16 protein-coding genes are annotated in these 15,974 nt (G+C 61.8%); 5 read left to right on the forward strand and 11 right to left on the reverse strand.

The window, feature by feature from the left end:
* Nucleotides 1-74: 74 nt before the first annotated feature.
* From BUA38_RS01755 to hpaR, 11 genes are all read right to left on the reverse strand, one after another.
* On the reverse strand, nt 75-365 hold the full coding sequence (locus BUA38_RS01755) for a DUF718 domain-containing protein (RefSeq protein WP_072816342.1): 291 nt from the start codon (nt 363-365) through the stop codon (nt 75-77).
* 120 nt (nt 366-485) lie between these two features.
* Nucleotides 486-677: a DUF1059 domain-containing protein gene (locus BUA38_RS01760; RefSeq protein ID WP_072825743.1), complete on the reverse strand. Its 192-nt coding sequence runs from the start codon at nt 675-677 to the stop codon at nt 486-488.
* Between the two features lie 380 nt (nt 678-1,057).
* On the reverse strand, nt 1,058-1,462 hold the full coding sequence (locus BUA38_RS01765) for a carboxymuconolactone decarboxylase family protein (RefSeq protein ID WP_072816345.1): 405 nt from the start codon (nt 1,460-1,462) through the stop codon (nt 1,058-1,060).
* A gap of 436 nt (nt 1,463-1,898) precedes the next feature.
* Nucleotides 1,899-3,422, reverse strand: a complete 1,524-nt coding sequence (locus BUA38_RS01770) for a UxaA family hydrolase (RefSeq protein WP_072816347.1) — start codon at nt 3,420-3,422, stop codon at nt 1,899-1,901.
* A gap of 162 nt (nt 3,423-3,584) precedes the next feature.
* Entirely contained in the window at nt 3,585-4,361 is a 777-nt protein-coding gene (locus BUA38_RS01775) for an HpcH/HpaI aldolase family protein (protein ID WP_072816349.1), read from the reverse strand.
* A 129-nt stretch (nt 4,362-4,490) separates the two neighbouring features.
* Nucleotides 4,491-5,576, reverse strand: a complete 1,086-nt coding sequence (locus BUA38_RS01780; RefSeq protein WP_072816351.1) for a malate/lactate/ureidoglycolate dehydrogenase — start codon at nt 5,574-5,576, stop codon at nt 4,491-4,493.
* A 45-nt stretch (nt 5,577-5,621) separates the two neighbouring features.
* Complete coding sequence (locus BUA38_RS01785) at nt 5,622-6,365, reverse strand: ABC transporter ATP-binding protein (protein WP_072816353.1); 744 nt, start codon at nt 6,363-6,365, stop codon at nt 5,622-5,624.
* Nucleotides 6,365-8,146: an ABC transporter permease subunit gene (locus BUA38_RS01790; RefSeq protein WP_072816355.1), complete on the reverse strand. Its 1,782-nt coding sequence runs from the start codon at nt 8,144-8,146 to the stop codon at nt 6,365-6,367. The genes BUA38_RS01785 and BUA38_RS01790 overlap by 1 nt, the downstream gene beginning before the upstream one ends.
* A complete protein-coding gene (locus BUA38_RS01795; protein WP_072816357.1) occupies nt 8,143-9,018 on the reverse strand; it encodes a branched-chain amino acid ABC transporter permease in 876 nt (291 codons plus the stop codon). Before BUA38_RS01795 ends, BUA38_RS01790 begins: the two co-directional genes overlap by 4 nt.
* Nucleotides 9,019-9,089: 71 nt before the next feature.
* On the reverse strand, nt 9,090-10,232 hold the full coding sequence (locus BUA38_RS01800; RefSeq protein WP_072816359.1) for an ABC transporter substrate-binding protein: 1,143 nt from the start codon (nt 10,230-10,232) through the stop codon (nt 9,090-9,092).
* 228 nt (nt 10,233-10,460) lie between these two features.
* Nucleotides 10,461-10,922, reverse strand: a complete 462-nt coding sequence (gene hpaR / locus BUA38_RS01805; RefSeq protein WP_083587915.1) for a homoprotocatechuate degradation operon regulator HpaR — start codon at nt 10,920-10,922, stop codon at nt 10,461-10,463.
* A gap of 242 nt (nt 10,923-11,164) precedes the next feature.
* On the opposite strand from hpaR, the gene BUA38_RS01810 reads away from it, so the two are divergent.
* From BUA38_RS01810 to BUA38_RS01830, 5 genes are read left to right on the forward strand one after another with little or no spacing between them, the layout of a single operon-like run.
* On the forward strand, nt 11,165-11,563 hold the full coding sequence (locus BUA38_RS01810; protein WP_072816363.1) for a 5-carboxymethyl-2-hydroxymuconate Delta-isomerase: 399 nt from the start codon (nt 11,165-11,167) through the stop codon (nt 11,561-11,563).
* Nucleotides 11,564-11,593: 30 nt separating this feature from the next.
* A complete protein-coding gene (hpaD, locus tag BUA38_RS01815; RefSeq protein WP_072816365.1) occupies nt 11,594-12,577 on the forward strand; it encodes a 3,4-dihydroxyphenylacetate 2,3-dioxygenase in 984 nt (327 codons plus the stop codon).
* 21 nt (nt 12,578-12,598) lie between these two features.
* Nucleotides 12,599-13,357, forward strand: a complete 759-nt coding sequence (locus tag BUA38_RS01820) for a molybdate ABC transporter substrate-binding protein (RefSeq protein WP_072825744.1) — start codon at nt 12,599-12,601, stop codon at nt 13,355-13,357.
* Nucleotides 13,358-13,371: 14 nt separating this feature from the next.
* Entirely contained in the window at nt 13,372-14,244 is an 873-nt protein-coding gene (locus tag BUA38_RS01825) for a fumarylacetoacetate hydrolase family protein (protein ID WP_072816367.1), read from the forward strand.
* 22 nt (nt 14,245-14,266) lie between these two features.
* Nucleotides 14,267-15,892, forward strand: a complete 1,626-nt coding sequence (locus BUA38_RS01830; RefSeq protein WP_072816369.1) for a thiamine pyrophosphate-dependent enzyme — start codon at nt 14,267-14,269, stop codon at nt 15,890-15,892.
* Nucleotides 15,893-15,974 lie beyond the last annotated feature (82 nt).

Consider the following 15,974-nt stretch of genomic DNA (forward strand, 5'->3'; position numbering starts at 1 on the left):
AGCACCGAAATAGCTAAGAACAGGTCCGTGCGAGAGTGTATTTTTAAATAGCCGGTGTGCGAACACAGCGCGCGCTATTTGAGCGTCAGAACAAGCGGACCCGAAACCGGATCGGTCACACCGAGGCCGCCGCCAAGATCTTCCAGTGTGTCTCGGAACAAATCCAGCGTTGCAATCATATTCGTACGTGCGTTCGCGAGCGTTTCCATGTCGGGCCATTCGGCGATGATGCAATAGGTGTGGTCGCCGGTCTTTATCATGTAAGCGTGCCTGAGGCCGGGCCAGCTAATGTTTTTGTGCGCGTCGATAAATTTTTGATCGTGTCCGGCCCTCACCCGGAAACGCACCGCGTTAAATGCAGTCATGACATAACTCCCTCCGTGGACGCGAGATACGAACGGTCAATCGGCGCATATTTGCCTTGCTGGGCTAGGAGTGCACACCATCCAACCCGCGACCTCGCCGCAAAGGTCCGCGCAGATGCCTTACGGAGGTGTTCCTTCCTTGATCACACTCCTGATCTGATCGCGAAATTCAGGTGTATCCTGATGGCGGTGTACGGTTACTGCATGTTGCACGGCGGCGTCTAACAGCTCGGCCTCTGTGTCGGCGCTGATAGCAATTGTGCAGTTCATTTCACTCGGGAATTGACGGCAGTCGATGAACTTTCGTCCCATTGTTTCCTCCATCACCGAATGATGACGATCGAGCGAGGGACTAACCTTAGCATATTATTGGTCGGGCGCGGTGTTGTGCATCACAGCAAGATCGGTTGGCCCAAGTCGCCTTCGGGTCGTTCGCGACCGGGCCAAGCCAGCAGCGAGTCTGCCCATGCCTGCTCTGCCGCCGAAAGCGGAAATAAGTCCGGAGTATTCGTCGCCATCACAGGTGGCGCCCCATGACCCCTGGTCGTCCCCGCCGCCCGGCTCCGCCAAGGCTACGCCGGGGCCACTAGCTCACTCGGCCGCCGAAGCTTTGGCGAAGGCGGCACGCGGGGACGTATACCGCGGGATCTGTCGATGGCGCGCGGTGGCAGACGTCTTCCGTAAGACCAAGGCTATTTCGGTGCGGTCAGTCTATCAACTTCCTGCTGGAATTTCTGTTGGTCATAACCTGAGCCTTGCAGCATTGTGCTGTTGAAACGGACGAGCGCCGCGGTTGCAACGGCCTCCTTTATTTGAGCATCGGTCGCGCCAGCGGCTTTTGCCAATTTGGTGTGACCGTAAACGCAATAGACACAAGGAATTTGTGCTGCCACACCGAGGGCAATGAGTTGCTTGGTTTTCCCGTCCAAAGCTCCCTTCGGATTCATCAAGGCCAGCTGTTCGTCCCAATGCGGCTTCAGTGCCTGATCAGGAACTGTCTGTTTCAAATATTCAGGAGGCTCCTGGGCGCTGGCGCTTGTTTCCGTTGCCAAGGCCAACAACAGCACTAAACCAGCACTCGCTAGTAAGGTTCTCATGACTGATCTCCCTTGAGTGTACGCCGAAAAATATGAAAATAAGCGCCGTCGCCGTGCCGTAAGCGCCGATCACAGCCACATGTCCTTCATGAGGGCGCGCACCGCATGCAGCGGGCAACCATGGTCTCCTGCAATGAAAGTCGCCGCATCGTCTCCCTGTGGCTCGGAACCACACCAGCGGCTTGCAACGACCCTGATTACAGCAGGGAAATGCGACCGGTGAAATAGGGCTCGATGGTCTGTTGCGCAGCAGCAATTCTGCGTCGCCGATGTCTCTTGCGGGTCATTCGCGGCCAGGTCGAGGCACGACTTCTGTCATGGCCGGGCATAGGCAAGCGGAAGCGACGCCGTTCTTCGAACGGCTATGCCCGGCCATCACGAATACGCGGATAGGGATCGCTTCCGCCTTCGCTCGTTCCGCGGCGGCGAGGCTTTCCTACATCGTCGCGCCGAGCACCCAGGGCGCAAATTCAGCACCGCCGAAATCGAAACTTTCGCTCTTGGTCGGCTGGCCGGACGCCGTCTTGAGCATCAGATCGAAGATACGCTCGCCGCATTGCTGCACCGTCTCCTCGCCATCGAGGATGGTGCCGCAATTGACGTCCATGTCGTCTTCCATGCGCTTGTACATCGGCGTGTTGGTCGCAAGCTTGATCGAGGGTGCCGGCTTGCAGCCGAACACGCTGCCGCGCCCGGTGGTAAAGCAGACAAGATTGGCGCCGCCCGCCACCTGCCCCGTTGCCGCGACCGGGTCGTAGCCGGGGGTGTCCATAAAGACGAAACCCTTCTTGGTGACCGCTTCCGCGTAGTTCAGGACATCGACCAGATTGGTGCTGCCGGCCTTGGCCATCGCGCCCAGCGACTTCTCGAGGATCGTGGTGAGACCACCGGCCTTGTTGCCGGGGCTTGGATTGGCGTTCATCTCGGCGCCCTCGCGCGCGGTGTAATCCTCCCACCAGCGCATCAGGCCCACGAGCTTCTCGCCGACCTCGCGACTGACCGCGCGGCGGGTCAACAGATGCTCCGCGCCGTAGGTCTCCGGCGTCTCCGACAGAATGACCGTGCCGCCGTGGCGCACCAGGAGATCGCTTGCCGCGCCCAGCGCCGGATTGGCGGACACGCCAGAATAACCGTCCGAGCCGCCGCATTGCAGCGCCACCGTCAACTCGCTCGCGGGGACCTTCTCGCGCTTGACCTTGTTGGCATCGCTCAAGGCTTCGCGCACGAAGGCGACACCGGCCTCGACCGTCTTGCGGGTGCCGCCGATTTGTTGAATTTCGAGTTCGCGTAAGCGCCCGGCGAGTTTCTGCTCCTGCATCAGCCCACCGATCTGGTTGACCTCGCAACCCAGGCCCAATACGACAACGGCCGAAAAATTGACGTGCCGTGCATAGCCGCCGAGCGTGCGGCGAAGCAGCGCGAGCGGCTCGTCCTGCGTCATGCCGCAGCCGGTCTTGTGGGTGAGCGCGACCACGCCATCGACATTGGGAAAATCGGCGAGCGGATTGTCGCCCGTGAACGGATTCTTCCGGAAGACATCCGCGACAAGGCTAGCTACATGCGCGCTGCAATTCACTGACGTGAGGATGCCGATATAGTTGCGGGTCGCGACACGGCCGTCGGAGCGGCGGATACCGTCGAACGTCGCAGGCAGGTCGAAATTTGGTACCGGCTTCACGTCGAGACCGAACGCGTAGTCCTTGGCGAAGTCGCCCATGCCGCAGTTCTGGGTGTGCACGTGGCTACCCGGTGCAATCGGCGCGGTCGCGAAGCCGATGATCTGGCCGTAACGGCGGATGGGCTCGCCGACCGCGATTCCACGGATCGCGACCTTGTGGCCGGCCGGAATGCGCTCCACCGTGGTCACGCCGTCGGCAACCACCAGCCCCGGCGGCAGGCTCGAGCGCGCGATCAGCACGCCATCATCGGGATGCAGACGAATGACGGGTGCCGGGGCCATGGTGGTCTCCTTGATGCTCTAACGTATCGTGCCCCGGACGCTGCGCAGCGCGAGCGATGCGCTGCTGATCCGGGGCCTAGAGTGAGCGCGCGACGTCAATGGATCCCGGATCTGCGGTGCAGCGCTGAAGAAGCACTGCACCGCGTCCGGGACACGAGATCCTTACGCCTTGCCGCCGGAATCCTTGCGGGTCTGGGCAATCTGCATCTTCGCATAGGTCGCCATCAGGCCGACCTCGTTGAACAGGGTCACGAGCTTGAAACCCATGTTGATCGCACGCAACGCGCCGTCGGCGCCCGAGCAATGGATGCCGGGATGCAGGCCGCGCTTGCCGCATTCCTTCACGATCTTCTCGTAGATCTTGAGAATCTCCGGCTCCTCGCGATCGAGCTTCGGCACCAGCCCATAGGAGAAGCCGAGGTCGGACGGTCCGATATAGACGCCGTCGATGCCTTCGACATCGAGGATCGCTTCCATGTTCTCGATCGCGGTTTTGGTCTCCATCATCGGGAGCAACACCGTGTCCTGATTGGCGGTCTTCTGATAGCTGCCGGCCGTGCCGTACAGGCCGGCGCGGATCGGGCCATTCGAACGCACACCCATCGGCGGGTACTTGCTGTAGGAGACGAGGTTTTTGGCCTCCTGCGGCGTGTTGATCATCGGGCAGATCACGCCATAAGCACCGCCATCGAGCACCTTGCCGATGATGCCGGGCTCATTCCACGGCACCCGCACCATCGGCGTCACCGGATGGCCGTGCATGGCCTGGAAACACTGGACCATCGACTGATAGTCCTGCACGCCATGCTGCATATCGACGGTGACGCTGTCGAAGCCGCATTGCGCGATCACCTCGGCCGAGAAGCCGGAAGGGATCGCAAGCCAGGCGTTCACGACCACCTTGCCCGCCGCCCATATTTCCTTGACCTTGTTTGCCATCGTTCTTTCCTTACGTTGCAATCTGTTCCGGCCTCGCGAACGGAAGCTACCGCCTCGCCGCTACGCGACCCACCAATCAGATCCCGCTTTTAGCGCCGAACAACCGGCTTGGCTCGCCAAGATGGCGCATTACTGGGTTGCCCGCTGGATGCTTGCCTCGCCGACGCCGACCTCGCGGGCGGTGTTGACGATGGCAGCCCAGGTGTCGTCCGGCAAGGGAATGCCGTTTTCGGTCCGCTCGGCGCGGGTCTTGCGCTCGACGTCGCCCGGAATCAGGACCGGCTCGCCGCCCGCAATCGGCTTGGTCCCGCGGATGAAATCGACATAGCGGGAGACCTCGCCGTCGAAGAAGTGCGCGGGGTCGACGACTTTCGGGTCGATGTAAAATGCGAGCATGCCGTTGGCAAAGCGCCGGTTGGGCGCAGTGGCCCCCGTGCCGGTCAGCGCGCCGCCAAGCAGTTCGCACATGAACGCCAACCCCGAGCCTTTGTGTTCGCCGAAGGCCCGGATCGCGCCGGTCCCTTTGGTGTGATCGCGCGGACCGTCGGGTGTGTATGGCCCATAGAGCACGTGCGGGTCCTCGCTCAACGCACCATCGGCATCGATCAGCGCGCCCTTGGGCAGTTTCTTGCCGCCACGGCTTGCGACCAGGCACTTGCCTTCGGCCACGATCGAGGTGGCGAAATCGAGCACGATCGGCGGCTGTCCTTCGCGCGGCACGCCGACGCAATAGGGCGCGGTCGACAGCCGCTTCTCGACGCCGCCGAAAGGCGCGACCAGCAGCGAGCCGGCCGCATTGACGAAATGCACGGAGATCAGACCTTCGGCGGCGGCCGCCTCGGCCCAGTCGCCGACGCGGCCAATATGTCCGGCGTTACGAAGTGCGACCGCGGCCAACCCCGCCTTTTTGCATTTCTCGATGCCGATCTTGACCGCAACCGGCGCTACCGTCTGGCCGTAGCCGAACTTGCCATCGACGACAGCCAGTGACGGCGTATCGACGACGACCTCCGCGGTCTGGTTCGGAATAATCGAACCCATCTTCTTCCACCGGATGTAGACCGGCACGCGGATCACGCCGTGGCTGTCATGCCCGGTGAGATTGGCGGTCGTAAGGTAAGTCGCGACGCGGCGCGCCTCCTCAGTGGAGGATTCGGCGTGACCGAAAATATCCGAAACAAAATCGATGAGATGAGGAACCTTGATCGTGACCATTTCAGTCGTCGCTCTTTTTGGTTTGGCGCTTATTGCGTCGTAAGATTATGCGCTCACCTTGGCATGACCGCCGAGGTAAGCGGCGCGGATGGCTTCATTGCCCCAGAGTTCGTCGGGCTTGCCGCCGAGCACAATCCGCCCCGTCTCCAGGACGTAGCCGTGATCGGCGACCGACAATCCCATGCGCGCGTTCTGTTCGACAAGCAAGACCGTGGTGTCGCGCCGGATTTGCGAAATGATCCGGAACACGGCCTGCACGATGACCGGCGCCAGCCCAAGCGACGGCTCGTCGAGCAGCAAAAGCCGGGGCTTCGCCATCAACCCACGCGCGACCGCCACCATCTGCAACTGACCGCCCGACAGCGTCCAGCCGAGCGCATTGGCAAACGCGCGGATGTCCGGGAACAGATCGAACATCGCATCCGCCTCGCGCGACAGCTCAGCTTTGCCGACGCGACGGTTCGAGCCGCCGAGCATGATATTTTCCTTCACCGAAAGCCCGGGGAATACCCGCCGCCCTTCCGGCACATGCGAGATGCCGAGCCGCACGATCGCTTCGGGCCCAAGCGTGTGTGTATTTGGGCCCGAGATTGGCTTGCCGTCGAACAGGATTTCGCCGGACGCGGGTTTGATCAGCCCGGAAATCGCGCGCAGCGTCGTCGATTTGCCGGCGCCGTTGGCGCCGAGCAACGTCACCACCTGGCCTTCATCGACCGCGAGCGAGACGCCGCGCAAGGCCTCGATCTCGCCATAGCGCACGACCAGGTCGTTGATTTGAAGCAGCGCCATTATTCGGTTCCAAGATAGGCAGAGACGACGTCGGGATGACGCAGCACTGCGAGCGACTCACCGTCCGCAATGCGCTTTCCGAAATTCAGGACCGTGATGTGCTGTGCAGCCTCGCTGACCAGCGTCATGTCGTGGTCGATGATCAGGATGGTGAGGCCTTGCGCCGCGATGCGCTTGAGCAGCGCGTGCAGCTCAAGCTTCTCGCTGGAATTCAACCCCGCCGCCGGTTCGTCGAGCAGCAACAAGGTCGGATTGGCCCCAAGCGCACGCGCGATCTCGATCAGACGCTGATGCCCGTAGGAAAAGCTCGAGATCAGCTCGTCGGCGCGCGAACCAAGTCCCACAAAGGTCAAGGCCGACATCGCCCGCGCGGTGAGTGCCTCGTCGTCAGCCTTGCCGGTTAGCGTATTGCCCGGACGTTCCGCGCCGATGATGACGTTCTCGAGCGCCGTCATCGAACGAAACAGGCGGATGTTCTGGAAGGTGCGTCCAAGGCCGGCGGCCGCGCGCTGATGCGGCGGCATGTCCGTGATGTCGGTGCCGTCTAGTACGACCGTCCCACTGGTTGCCTTGTAGATTCCAGAGAGCACGTTGAGCGTCGTCGTCTTGCCGGACCCGTTCGGCCCGATCAGCGCATGGACGCCACCACGCCTGACATCGATGTCGACATTGTCGACCGCCTTGAGGCCGCCGAAGTGTTTGGAGAGGCCCTTCACCGAAAGCACGATGTCGCCGCCAACCGTCGCCGGCGCCAGTTGCAATGCCGGTCCCCCCGCAAGCGCCCTCGCCTTCAGCCACCACCGCTCGGTCGCAAGCTTGGCAAACCCCCAAATGCCGTCCGGCATGTAGCGGATGATGAGGATCACCGACAGGCCGTAGATGGCGAGATAAAGTCCGGGCACGCTCTTGAGGAAGCGAAGCCATTCCGGGATCAGGATCAACAATCCGGTCCCGATCGCCGAGCCAATCGGCGACGCGACGCCGCCGAGCAGCGACATGGTCAGGAACACGACGGACTCGGCAAAGGAGAATTGATCCGGGCTGACATAGGCAAAGCCGCCGGCGAACAGCCCGCCGGCCAGTCCCCCCAGCACCGCGCTCAAGGCAAAAGCCGATACCTTGGTACGGAACACATCGATGCCGACGACGCCTGCGGCGAGTTCATTGTCGCGCACCGCGCGCATGGCGCGGCCGAGTCTCGTATCGGCGAGATGCCAGACCACGTAACCCACCAGCGCCAGCATCGCGACGCAGAAGGCCAGATAAGATTGCGACGACTGAAACAGGTCCGGCCGGCCGATGCGCGACACGCCGTCAGGGCCGTGCGTGAGCCAGATCGAGTTGATCATGACGAGGGTGACGATCTGCTGGAACGAGATTGTCACCATCGCAAGGTAGTGCCCACCAAGCCGCAGCGTCGACATGCCGAGGAAGGCGCCGGCCAGCAGCGCGACCACGCAGCCGCCGGCGAGGCAGAGCCAATAGCTCACATGGTAGTCCGCGGTGCCGAGCCCGACCGCATAGGCGCCGAGACCAAAAAACGCGGCCTGCGCCAGATTGATCTGGCCGCACAGGCCGAGCACGACCGACAGGCCGAAGACCGCGATCGCAAACGTCGTCGCCTGCATCAGGATGTTATGGATATAACCGTCGAACTGAACGGTCGCGGCGAGGCTCACGAGAATGGCGCAACCGATGAAATACGGCAGGTGCCTCAGCCACAGCGGCTTGACGCGTGGCGCGGTCGCGGCCATTGCGATGTTTTCGCTCGGCGCGCTCATGCCTTCTCCGCGACGCGTTCGCCGAAGATGCCTTGCGGCCGGAACACCAGGAAGGCAACCAGCACCAGGAACGCAAAACCGTCTTTATACGGCACTGATATATAGGCCGCCCCAAAGGTCTCGATGATGCCAAGCGCGACACCACCGATGATCGCGCCGGCGACATCGCCAAATCCGCCGATGATCGTGGCGGCAAAAGCCTTGAGCGCGATCGTCGAGCCCATCTGGATCGACACGAACAGGACGGGCGCCACCAGAATGCCGGCGAGCCCCCCGAGCACCGCCGAATAGATGAAGGTGATCATGATCATGGTGGAGACGGAAATGCCAAGCAGCGAGGCCATTTCCTTGTCCTGCGATGTCGCCTGCAATTTCTTGCCCAACATCGTGTGCTCGAAGAACCAGTAGTTGAAGATCACGAGCACGACGGTCACCGCGATAATCAGCAAATACTGGCTATCGAGGTAGACCGGGCCGAGCTGAATACCGGGCGTGTCGAACCAGCCTTCGAGCACCTGCGGCTGCGGCCCGTAGATCGCGAGCACGGAATTGGCGAGCAGGATCGAGGCGCCGATGGTCGCGATGATCACCGGCAGAAAGGTGCGATGACGCAGCGGATAATAAACGCCGAGATTGAAGATCACGCCCAACAGCGCCATGCCCGCAAGCGCGAGCAGGAACGACAGCCAGTATGGCCAGCCGAGATCGACCGCGAACACCACCATCAGATAGGCGGCGACCATCGAGAACTCGCCTTGCGCGAAGTTCACCACGTTGGTGGCGCGGAAAATCAGCACGAAGCCGAGCGCGATCAGCGCATAGACGGCACCGATGCCGATGCCGGTAAACAGCAGTTGCAGGATGAGGTCCATGAATGCGCCGGGCCGGTTCTGGAAGCGAAACGCAAAGCGGCCTCCCCCGTCGGGGGAGCCACCTCAGATCATCAATCGTCGAATTCGATATGCTTGTCGAAGACGATCGCACCCTTCTCGTTTCGCACGACGTTATAGCCATGCAGGCCGTCGCCGTTCTGGTCGAAATTATATTCACCTTCAGCGCCCGGGAATTTCTTCAAGCCCAGGATCGCTTCGCGAATCTTGCCGGGGTCGGTCGAGCCCGCCTTGTTGATCGCCGCCGAAAGAACGGTGATTGCATCATAGGTCCAGGCACTCTGGAGATCCGGCGCGGTCTTGTAGGCCTCGCGATAGGCCTTGCCGAAAGCCTTCGACGTCTCGTTCGATTCCTCGGCATAATCGGCGACGCCATAGGTGCCGTAGAGCGTAGGTCCGGCAAGCTTGATCGCGGATACGTTCACCGTCGTTGGCGACCCCACCCAGGGGATGGTGACGCCGAGCTGGCGCAGTTGCCGGGCGAAAATGCCAAGATCGTTCTCAAACGTGAAGTAGGTGCCGAGCACGTCCGCGCCCGACTGCTTCACGGCAAGGACCACGGGCGTGAAATCCTGGCTCTGGTTGGCGTAGCCCTGATCGAGCACCGGCGGCGCACCCAATTTTTCCAGCGCCGCCGACAAGGCCTTGCCGCCCGCAGTGCCGAACGCGTCGGTGGAATGCACGATCGCCCACTTCTTTTTGCCGAGCGTGTTGACGCCGAAATCTGCGATCACGCGGCCCGAGTAGCTGTCATTGGGACGAAAACGAAACAGCCAGGGATTGTTCATATGCGTCAGCGTTGGATCGGTGCCGCCGATCATCACGGGCTTGCCGAGCTTGAGCACGTCGGGCGCCATGGCGTGGATCTGGGTCGAACGCACCGAACCAAGGAATCCCACGATGTCGGATTGTGCAGCGAGCTTGGAGAACGCGAGCACGATGCCGGGATTGGTGGTCTGGTCGTCCTCGATGACGAGTTCGACCTGTTTGCCGAGAACGCCGGCCTTGTTGACGGCTGCGAGCGCGAGCTTGGCGCCGTTTTGCGCCCAAAGCCCCTGCTCCGCCGCCGGCCCCGTGACCGGAACGCACATGCCGATCTTGATGGTCGAAGCCTGTGCGCCCGCGCGCGTGATGACATAGGGCGCCGCAACGGTGACGGTGATGCCAGCCGCGAATTCGCGTCTCGTCAGTTTCATACAAACCCTCCCTGGAACCGTGCTTTTTGCCGGCTCTTATTGGTATATCGCGCCGCACGCGAGAAAGCGCGGCACACCGTCTGGTACTTACGAAGTCTTGAAGCGCGAGTAAATTGATATTGCAGCGATTTAGGCTTTTGGCGCAGGCCGACACAATGGAGCGTCCCGCTCTCGCAATGCGGCAATCATCGACTGCCTATTTGCGTGGCAGATAACGAATGTCGCCTGTCACGTATCTTCCGAGGGCGCGATATCAGTCACTTCGAGGGCCGCAAGACTGCTTTCCAAGGCCGCCAACATAGCCTGAAGCTCGGCCAGCCTTTGAACGCCGTAGCGCCGGGTGATCTCGGCGTAAATGAACTCGGAGGTGGGAGCGATGAGTTCGATCAGCTTCAGGCCTTTTTGGGAAATCGAGACAACACCACGCCGCAGGTCGACTTTTGCTGTCCGGCGCTCGATCAGCTGTCGCGCCTCCAGATCACGCAGGATCCGCGACAGGCTCGGACCGAGAAGAAAGGCGGTGCGCGCCAATTCCGTGACCTCGATGGCCTCGACCGCCGAAAGCGCACGCAAAATCCGCCATTGTTGCTCGGTCAGCCCGTGACGACGGAGCGACGGGCGAAATTGCCGCATCACTGCCTCACGCGCGCGCAACAGCGACATCGGCAGAGATCTGGAAAAATCGCGCATCGGAATCCGGCGCTCGGCCGGATTAAGCGCAGCGTCGCTTGCGGCTTTTTTTGGCGTCACCATCGGTGCGGCAATTCGTTTGCGTTGCACAAATTTCCAATCGATTGCTAGACAGAACTTAACATGTTAATCATATTCGGGCACGCGGGTTTTTGTCGCGCCCTCAGAGACGCGCGACGTGATCCGTGCCGACAATAGCGCCCGGCCGCCGTTCAGCTGAAAGCGCCGAAGAGCAATCCGCCATGCCGCATTTCACGATCGAATATTCCGCCAATCTCGATGCGCGCGTCGACATGGGACAAGTAGTCGAGATCGTCCGGAAGGCTGCGATCGAGACCGGCATCTTTCCGCTCGGCGGCATTCGCGTGCGCGCGGTCCGGTGCGAGCACTATGCGATCGGCGACGGCAATCCCGACCATGCCTTCCTCGACATAGTGCTGCGCCTCGGCGAGGGCCGCGATCTCAAGACCCGCAAGGAAGCCGGCGAACATATTTTCCGTGCCCTGTCGGCCTATCTCGATCCGGTTTTTGCCAGGTGCAAATTCGCCTTGTCATTTGACATGCAGATCAATGACAAGGAAACCAGTTGGAAGCGTAACAATATTCATGAAGCTTTGAAGGCGGACGCCGCCCATGGATAAAGGATTGGGATTCCAGCTCAGAGATTCTTGATGCCCGTTCCAAAACACATCTTCGACCCGCCGTTCAACATCATCAGAAGCAGCCACGTCGTCCTCGACGTAGTTGATCTGAAGGCGAGTGCCGAATTCTACGAAAACGCCGTCGGCCTCCATGTCGAGGAGCGCGGCGATGCCGCGGTCTATCTGCGCGGCAGAGAGGAGCAGCAACATCACTCGCTGGTCTTGCGCAAGGCGTCCCACGCGACCTGCCGCCGTCTCGGCTTCAAGGTCGGCGACGAGGGAGATCTCGACAAGGCCGCGGCGTTCTTCTCGCAGAACAACATCGCCTTCGCCTTTGCCGAGCAGCCCTTCCAGGGCCGCACACTGCAATTCTCCGATCCCTTCGGCTTTCAGATCGAACTCTACGCGGCGATGGACAAGCGCCCGCTTCTGTTGCGCCGCTACGATCTCTACAAGGGCTGCCATCCGCAGCGGCTCGACCATTTCAATGTCTTCGCCGCCGAGGTTCAGGACACGGTTGATTTTTACGCACGGCTCGGCTTCCGCCTGACCGAATACGCCGAGGAGGATGGTGAACACGGCCGGATCGCGGCCGCCTGGCTGCATCGCAAGGGCAACGTTCACGATTTCGCTATCACCAACGGCAAAGGCCCTCGCCTGCACCATTTCGCCTACTGGGTGCCCACTGCCATGAACATTTTGCACCTGTGCGACGTGATGGCCTCAAGCGGTTATCTCAATAATATCGAGCGCGGCCCCGGGCGGCATGGTATCTCGAACGCGTTCTTCCTCTACGTCCGCGATCCCGATGGCCACCGGCTTGAACTTTACACCAGCGATTATTTCACCGGCGACCACGACCACGCTCCAATGCGCTGGTCGCTGAACGATCCGCGCCGGCAGACGCTGTGGGGTGCGCCCGCCCCGCGCTCGTGGTTCGAGGAGGGATCGCCATTTCCGGAGCAAGCTCTGCGCGAGCCGCAGTTTGTCGCCGAAGTCACAGTTGCTGATTGAAGTTACGGAGACCTTATGAAGATGTCCTTGATTGTCGCGGCCGCCTCGATGCTGGGTCTCCTGCCCGGCGCATCACCGACGGGCAGCGCGCATGCCGCCGAGTTGAAGGTGCTGGCGGGAGGATCCCTGCGAAGCGTGCTGACCGCACTTGCGCCGAAATTCGAGCAGGCGTCCGGCCACAAGCTCGTCATCGACTTCGACACCACGCCGAACCTGATCAAGGCTGCGACCTCGGGCGAACCGTTCGACCTCGGCGTCGTTCCGATCGACGTCTTCTATGATGCCGCCGCCAAGGCTCATTTCGCGCCGCCCGTAAAATTTGCGCGCGTCGGCTATGGCGTCGCGGTGAAAGCCGGCGCGCCAAGACCTGACATCAGCACGCCGGAAGCATTCAAGAAGACGCTGCTGGAAGCAAAATCCATCACGTTCCTGCCGGCGAGCGCCGCCGGCTCCTATATCCTGAAAATGTTTGAGCGGCTTGGCATTGCCGAGGCGATGAAGGCCAAGACCATTGCACAGGCGCAGCCGACGGGAATCATCCCCGCTGTGGTCAGCGGACAGGCCGAGATTGCGGTGTTCGTGAACAATGTGCTGACCGCGCCCGGCGTCGACATCGTCGGCCCCTTCCCTTCCGGATTGCAACAGGAACTGGTTTTCCCGGCGGCACTGGCGGTCGACACCAAACAAAAGGACGCAGCTCAAGCCTTTATCGATTTTCTGATGTCGCCCGAAGCCGTCGCCGTTCTCAAATCCAAAGGCATGACGCCCGGCCACGACTAAGCGCGGAACATCCAATGGCTGTAGCCCGTATCGCCACGTTTGCCGTTGATGGCGCCGCCAAATACGGCGTCGCGACCGATCGCGGGATCATCGACCTCTCGGCGCGCTGGGGCAAGGAGTTTCCAACCTTGCGCGAGGTGATCGCTGGCGACAGCTTACGCAAACTCGCGGAAGAGGCAGATCGCCACCCGGCAGATTACGCGCTCGACACCGTCACCTGGCTGCCGCCGATTCCGGCGCCGGAAAAGATCATTTGCATCGGCGTCAACTACCCCGACCGCAACGCCGAATATAAAGACGGGTCGGACGCGCCAAAATATCCAAGCATGTTCTTCCGCACGCCACGCTCGTTCGTCGGTCACGGAACGCCGCTGGTCCGCCCGAAAGCTTCCTCCCAGCTCGACTATGAAGGCGAACTGGTGCTGGTGATCGGCAAGGCCGGCCGGCACATTGCGGAGCGCGACGCGCTCGATCACATCGCAGGCCTCACGCTGTGTAACGAGGGCACCATTCGCGACTGGGTTCGGCACGCCAAGTTCAACGTCACGCAGGGCAAGAATTTCGATTCCACCGGCAGCCTCGGCCCGTGGCTCGTTCCTTACGCAGACGAATCCCAGATTGCCGATGTCAGGCTGGCGACGCGGGTCAATGGCGAGACTCGGCAGGATGACCGCACGTCGCGTCTGATTTTCGGCTTTCGCCACCTGATCCATTACATATCGACCTTCACGACGCTGGTGCCCGGCGATGTCATCGTCACGGGCACCCCGACCGGGGCCGGCGCGCGGTTCGATCCGCCACGCTATCTAAAACCCGGCGACGTCATCGAGGTTGAGGCCGAGAATATCGGCGTGTTGCGCAACGGCGTCATCGACGAAACTCCCTGATGTGCGCGGAGTGGAGCATCCCATGTCTGTAAGCTCCGGCGGCGAAGCCATTGTCAGCGGCCTGATCGCGCACGGCGTCGACACCGTGTTCGGACTTCCTGGCGCCCAGATCTACGGCCTGTTCGACGCTTTCCATCAAGCCCAGCTCAAGGTGATTGGCGCGCGGCACGAACAGGCCTGCGGCTACATGGCCTTTGGCTTTGCGCGCGCAACCGGCAAGCCCGGCGTGTTCAGCGTGGTTCCAGGCCCAGGCGTGCTCAACGCCAGCGCGGCGCTGTTGACGGCCTTTGGCGGCAACGAGCCCGTGCTTTGCCTGACCGGACAGGTGCCGACGGCCTTTCTCGGCAAGGGACGCGGCCATCTGCACGAGATGCCGGACCAGCTCGCTACGTTGCGCACGTTCGTCAAATGGGCCGAGCGCATCGAATATCCGGCCAACGCTCCTACGCTGGTCGCGCGCGCGTTTCAGGAAATGCTGTCCGGGCGTCGCGGCCCGGCCTCGCTCGAAATGCCCTGGGATGTGTTCACGCAACGGGCCGCGGTCGGCGCCGCCGAGGTGTTCGACCGCTTTCCGGCGCCGCAGCCCGATCCGGATCGGATCAAATCGGCAGCGAGCCTGATTGCAGCAAGCAAGACGCCGATGATCTTTGTCGGCTCCGGCGCGATCGATGCCGGCGATGAAATCCTCGAACTGGCCGAACTGATCGATGCGCCGGTGGTCGCGTTCCGCAGCGGGCGCGGCATCGTTTCCAATGCGCACGAACTCGGACTGACCATGGCGGCCGCCTACCGGCTGTGGCCGCAGACCGATCTCATGATCGGCATCGGCACGCGGCTGGAATTGCCGGCGATGACGCGCTGGCCATTCCGCCCCGACGGGCTGAAATCGCTCCGCATCGATATCGATCCAGTCGAAATGCGGCGATATGCGCCGGATGCCGCCGTCGTGGCCGACGCCACGGCTGCCACATCGGAGCTGGCGGCCGCGGTAAAGAAAATCGGCTACACCAGGACCAGCGGCCGCCGCGCGGCGATCCGCGAGGCCTCGGCAGTGGCGCTGAAAGAAATTCAGCAGATCCAGCCGCAGATGGCTTATCTGAACATCCTGCGCGAGGTGCTGCCGCCGAATGCGATCGTTACCGACGAGTTGTCGCAAGTCGGTTTTGCGTCCTGGTACGGCTTTCCCGTCTACGAACCGCGGACGTTCATCAGTTCGGGCTATCAAGGGACGCTCGGCTCCGGATTCCCGACTGCACTCGGCGCCAAGGTCGCGCACCCCAACCGTCCGGTGGTCGCCATCACCGGCGACGGCGGCTTCATGTTCGGCGTGCAGGAATTGTCGACCGCCGTGCAGTTCAAGATCGGCGTCGTGGTTCTTGTATTCAACAACAATTCTTACGGCAATGTGCGGCGCGACCAGCGCGAACGGTTCGACGGCCGTATCGTGGCCTCCGACCTGGTCAATCCGGATTTCGTCAAGCTCGCGGAGTCCTTTGGTGTGGGTGCGGCGCGCGTCACGTCGCCCGATCACTTCCGCGCAGCCCTGGAGAAAGCGCTGGCGGACGGCGGACCCTATCTGATCGAGATCGAGGTGCCCCGGGATTCCGAGGTGAGCCCCTGGGCGTTCATTCACCCGGCGAAGCCTTAGCCGACAGCTCTGCTTTCCTGACCGCCACTTCCCAACTCCGGATCGCCACGGACGCTGTCATGCGCCTGTCGTCCACGGTCGC

The organism is Bradyrhizobium erythrophlei, assembly GCF_900142985.1.
Classification (GTDB): domain Bacteria; phylum Pseudomonadota; class Alphaproteobacteria; order Rhizobiales; family Xanthobacteraceae; genus Bradyrhizobium; species Bradyrhizobium erythrophlei_B.

What these genes read in the sequence shown, in the direction of transcription:
- BUA38_RS01765 (WP_072816345.1), bottom strand. Translation starts at nt 1,462, where the DNA reads ATGAGAACCTTACTAGCGAGTGCTGGTTTAGTGCTGTTGTTGGCCTTG.
- BUA38_RS01790 (WP_072816355.1), bottom strand. Translation starts at nt 8,146, where the DNA reads ATGAGCGCGCCGAGCGAAAACATCGCAATGGCCGCGACCGCGCCACGC.
- BUA38_RS01810 (WP_072816363.1), top strand. Translation starts at nt 11,165, where the DNA reads ATGCCGCATTTCACGATCGAATATTCCGCCAATCTCGATGCGCGCGTC.
- hpaD (WP_072816365.1), top strand. Translation starts at nt 11,594, where the DNA reads ATGCCCGTTCCAAAACACATCTTCGACCCGCCGTTCAACATCATCAGA.
- BUA38_RS01780 (WP_072816351.1), bottom strand. Translation starts at nt 5,576, where the DNA reads ATGGTCACGATCAAGGTTCCTCATCTCATCGATTTTGTTTCGGATATT.
- BUA38_RS01795 (WP_072816357.1), bottom strand. Translation starts at nt 9,018, where the DNA reads ATGGACCTCATCCTGCAACTGCTGTTTACCGGCATCGGCATCGGTGCC.
- BUA38_RS01770 (WP_072816347.1), bottom strand. Translation starts at nt 3,422, where the DNA reads ATGGCCCCGGCACCCGTCATTCGTCTGCATCCCGATGATGGCGTGCTG.
- BUA38_RS01800 (WP_072816359.1), bottom strand. Translation starts at nt 10,232, where the DNA reads ATGAAACTGACGAGACGCGAATTCGCGGCTGGCATCACCGTCACCGTT.
- BUA38_RS01775 (WP_072816349.1), bottom strand. Translation starts at nt 4,361, where the DNA reads ATGGCAAACAAGGTCAAGGAAATATGGGCGGCGGGCAAGGTGGTCGTG.
- BUA38_RS01785 (WP_072816353.1), bottom strand. Translation starts at nt 6,365, where the DNA reads ATGGCGCTGCTTCAAATCAACGACCTGGTCGTGCGCTATGGCGAGATC.
- BUA38_RS01820 (WP_072825744.1), top strand. Translation starts at nt 12,599, where the DNA reads ATGTCCTTGATTGTCGCGGCCGCCTCGATGCTGGGTCTCCTGCCCGGC.
- hpaR (WP_083587915.1), bottom strand. Translation starts at nt 10,922, where the DNA reads ATGCGCGATTTTTCCAGATCTCTGCCGATGTCGCTGTTGCGCGCGCGT.
- BUA38_RS01830 (WP_072816369.1), top strand. Translation starts at nt 14,267, where the DNA reads ATGTCTGTAAGCTCCGGCGGCGAAGCCATTGTCAGCGGCCTGATCGCG.
- BUA38_RS01825 (WP_072816367.1), top strand. Translation starts at nt 13,372, where the DNA reads ATGGCTGTAGCCCGTATCGCCACGTTTGCCGTTGATGGCGCCGCCAAA.
- BUA38_RS01760 (WP_072825743.1), bottom strand. Translation starts at nt 677, where the DNA reads ATGGGACGAAAGTTCATCGACTGCCGTCAATTCCCGAGTGAAATGAAC.
- BUA38_RS01755 (WP_072816342.1), bottom strand. Translation starts at nt 365, where the DNA reads ATGACTGCATTTAACGCGGTGCGTTTCCGGGTGAGGGCCGGACACGAT.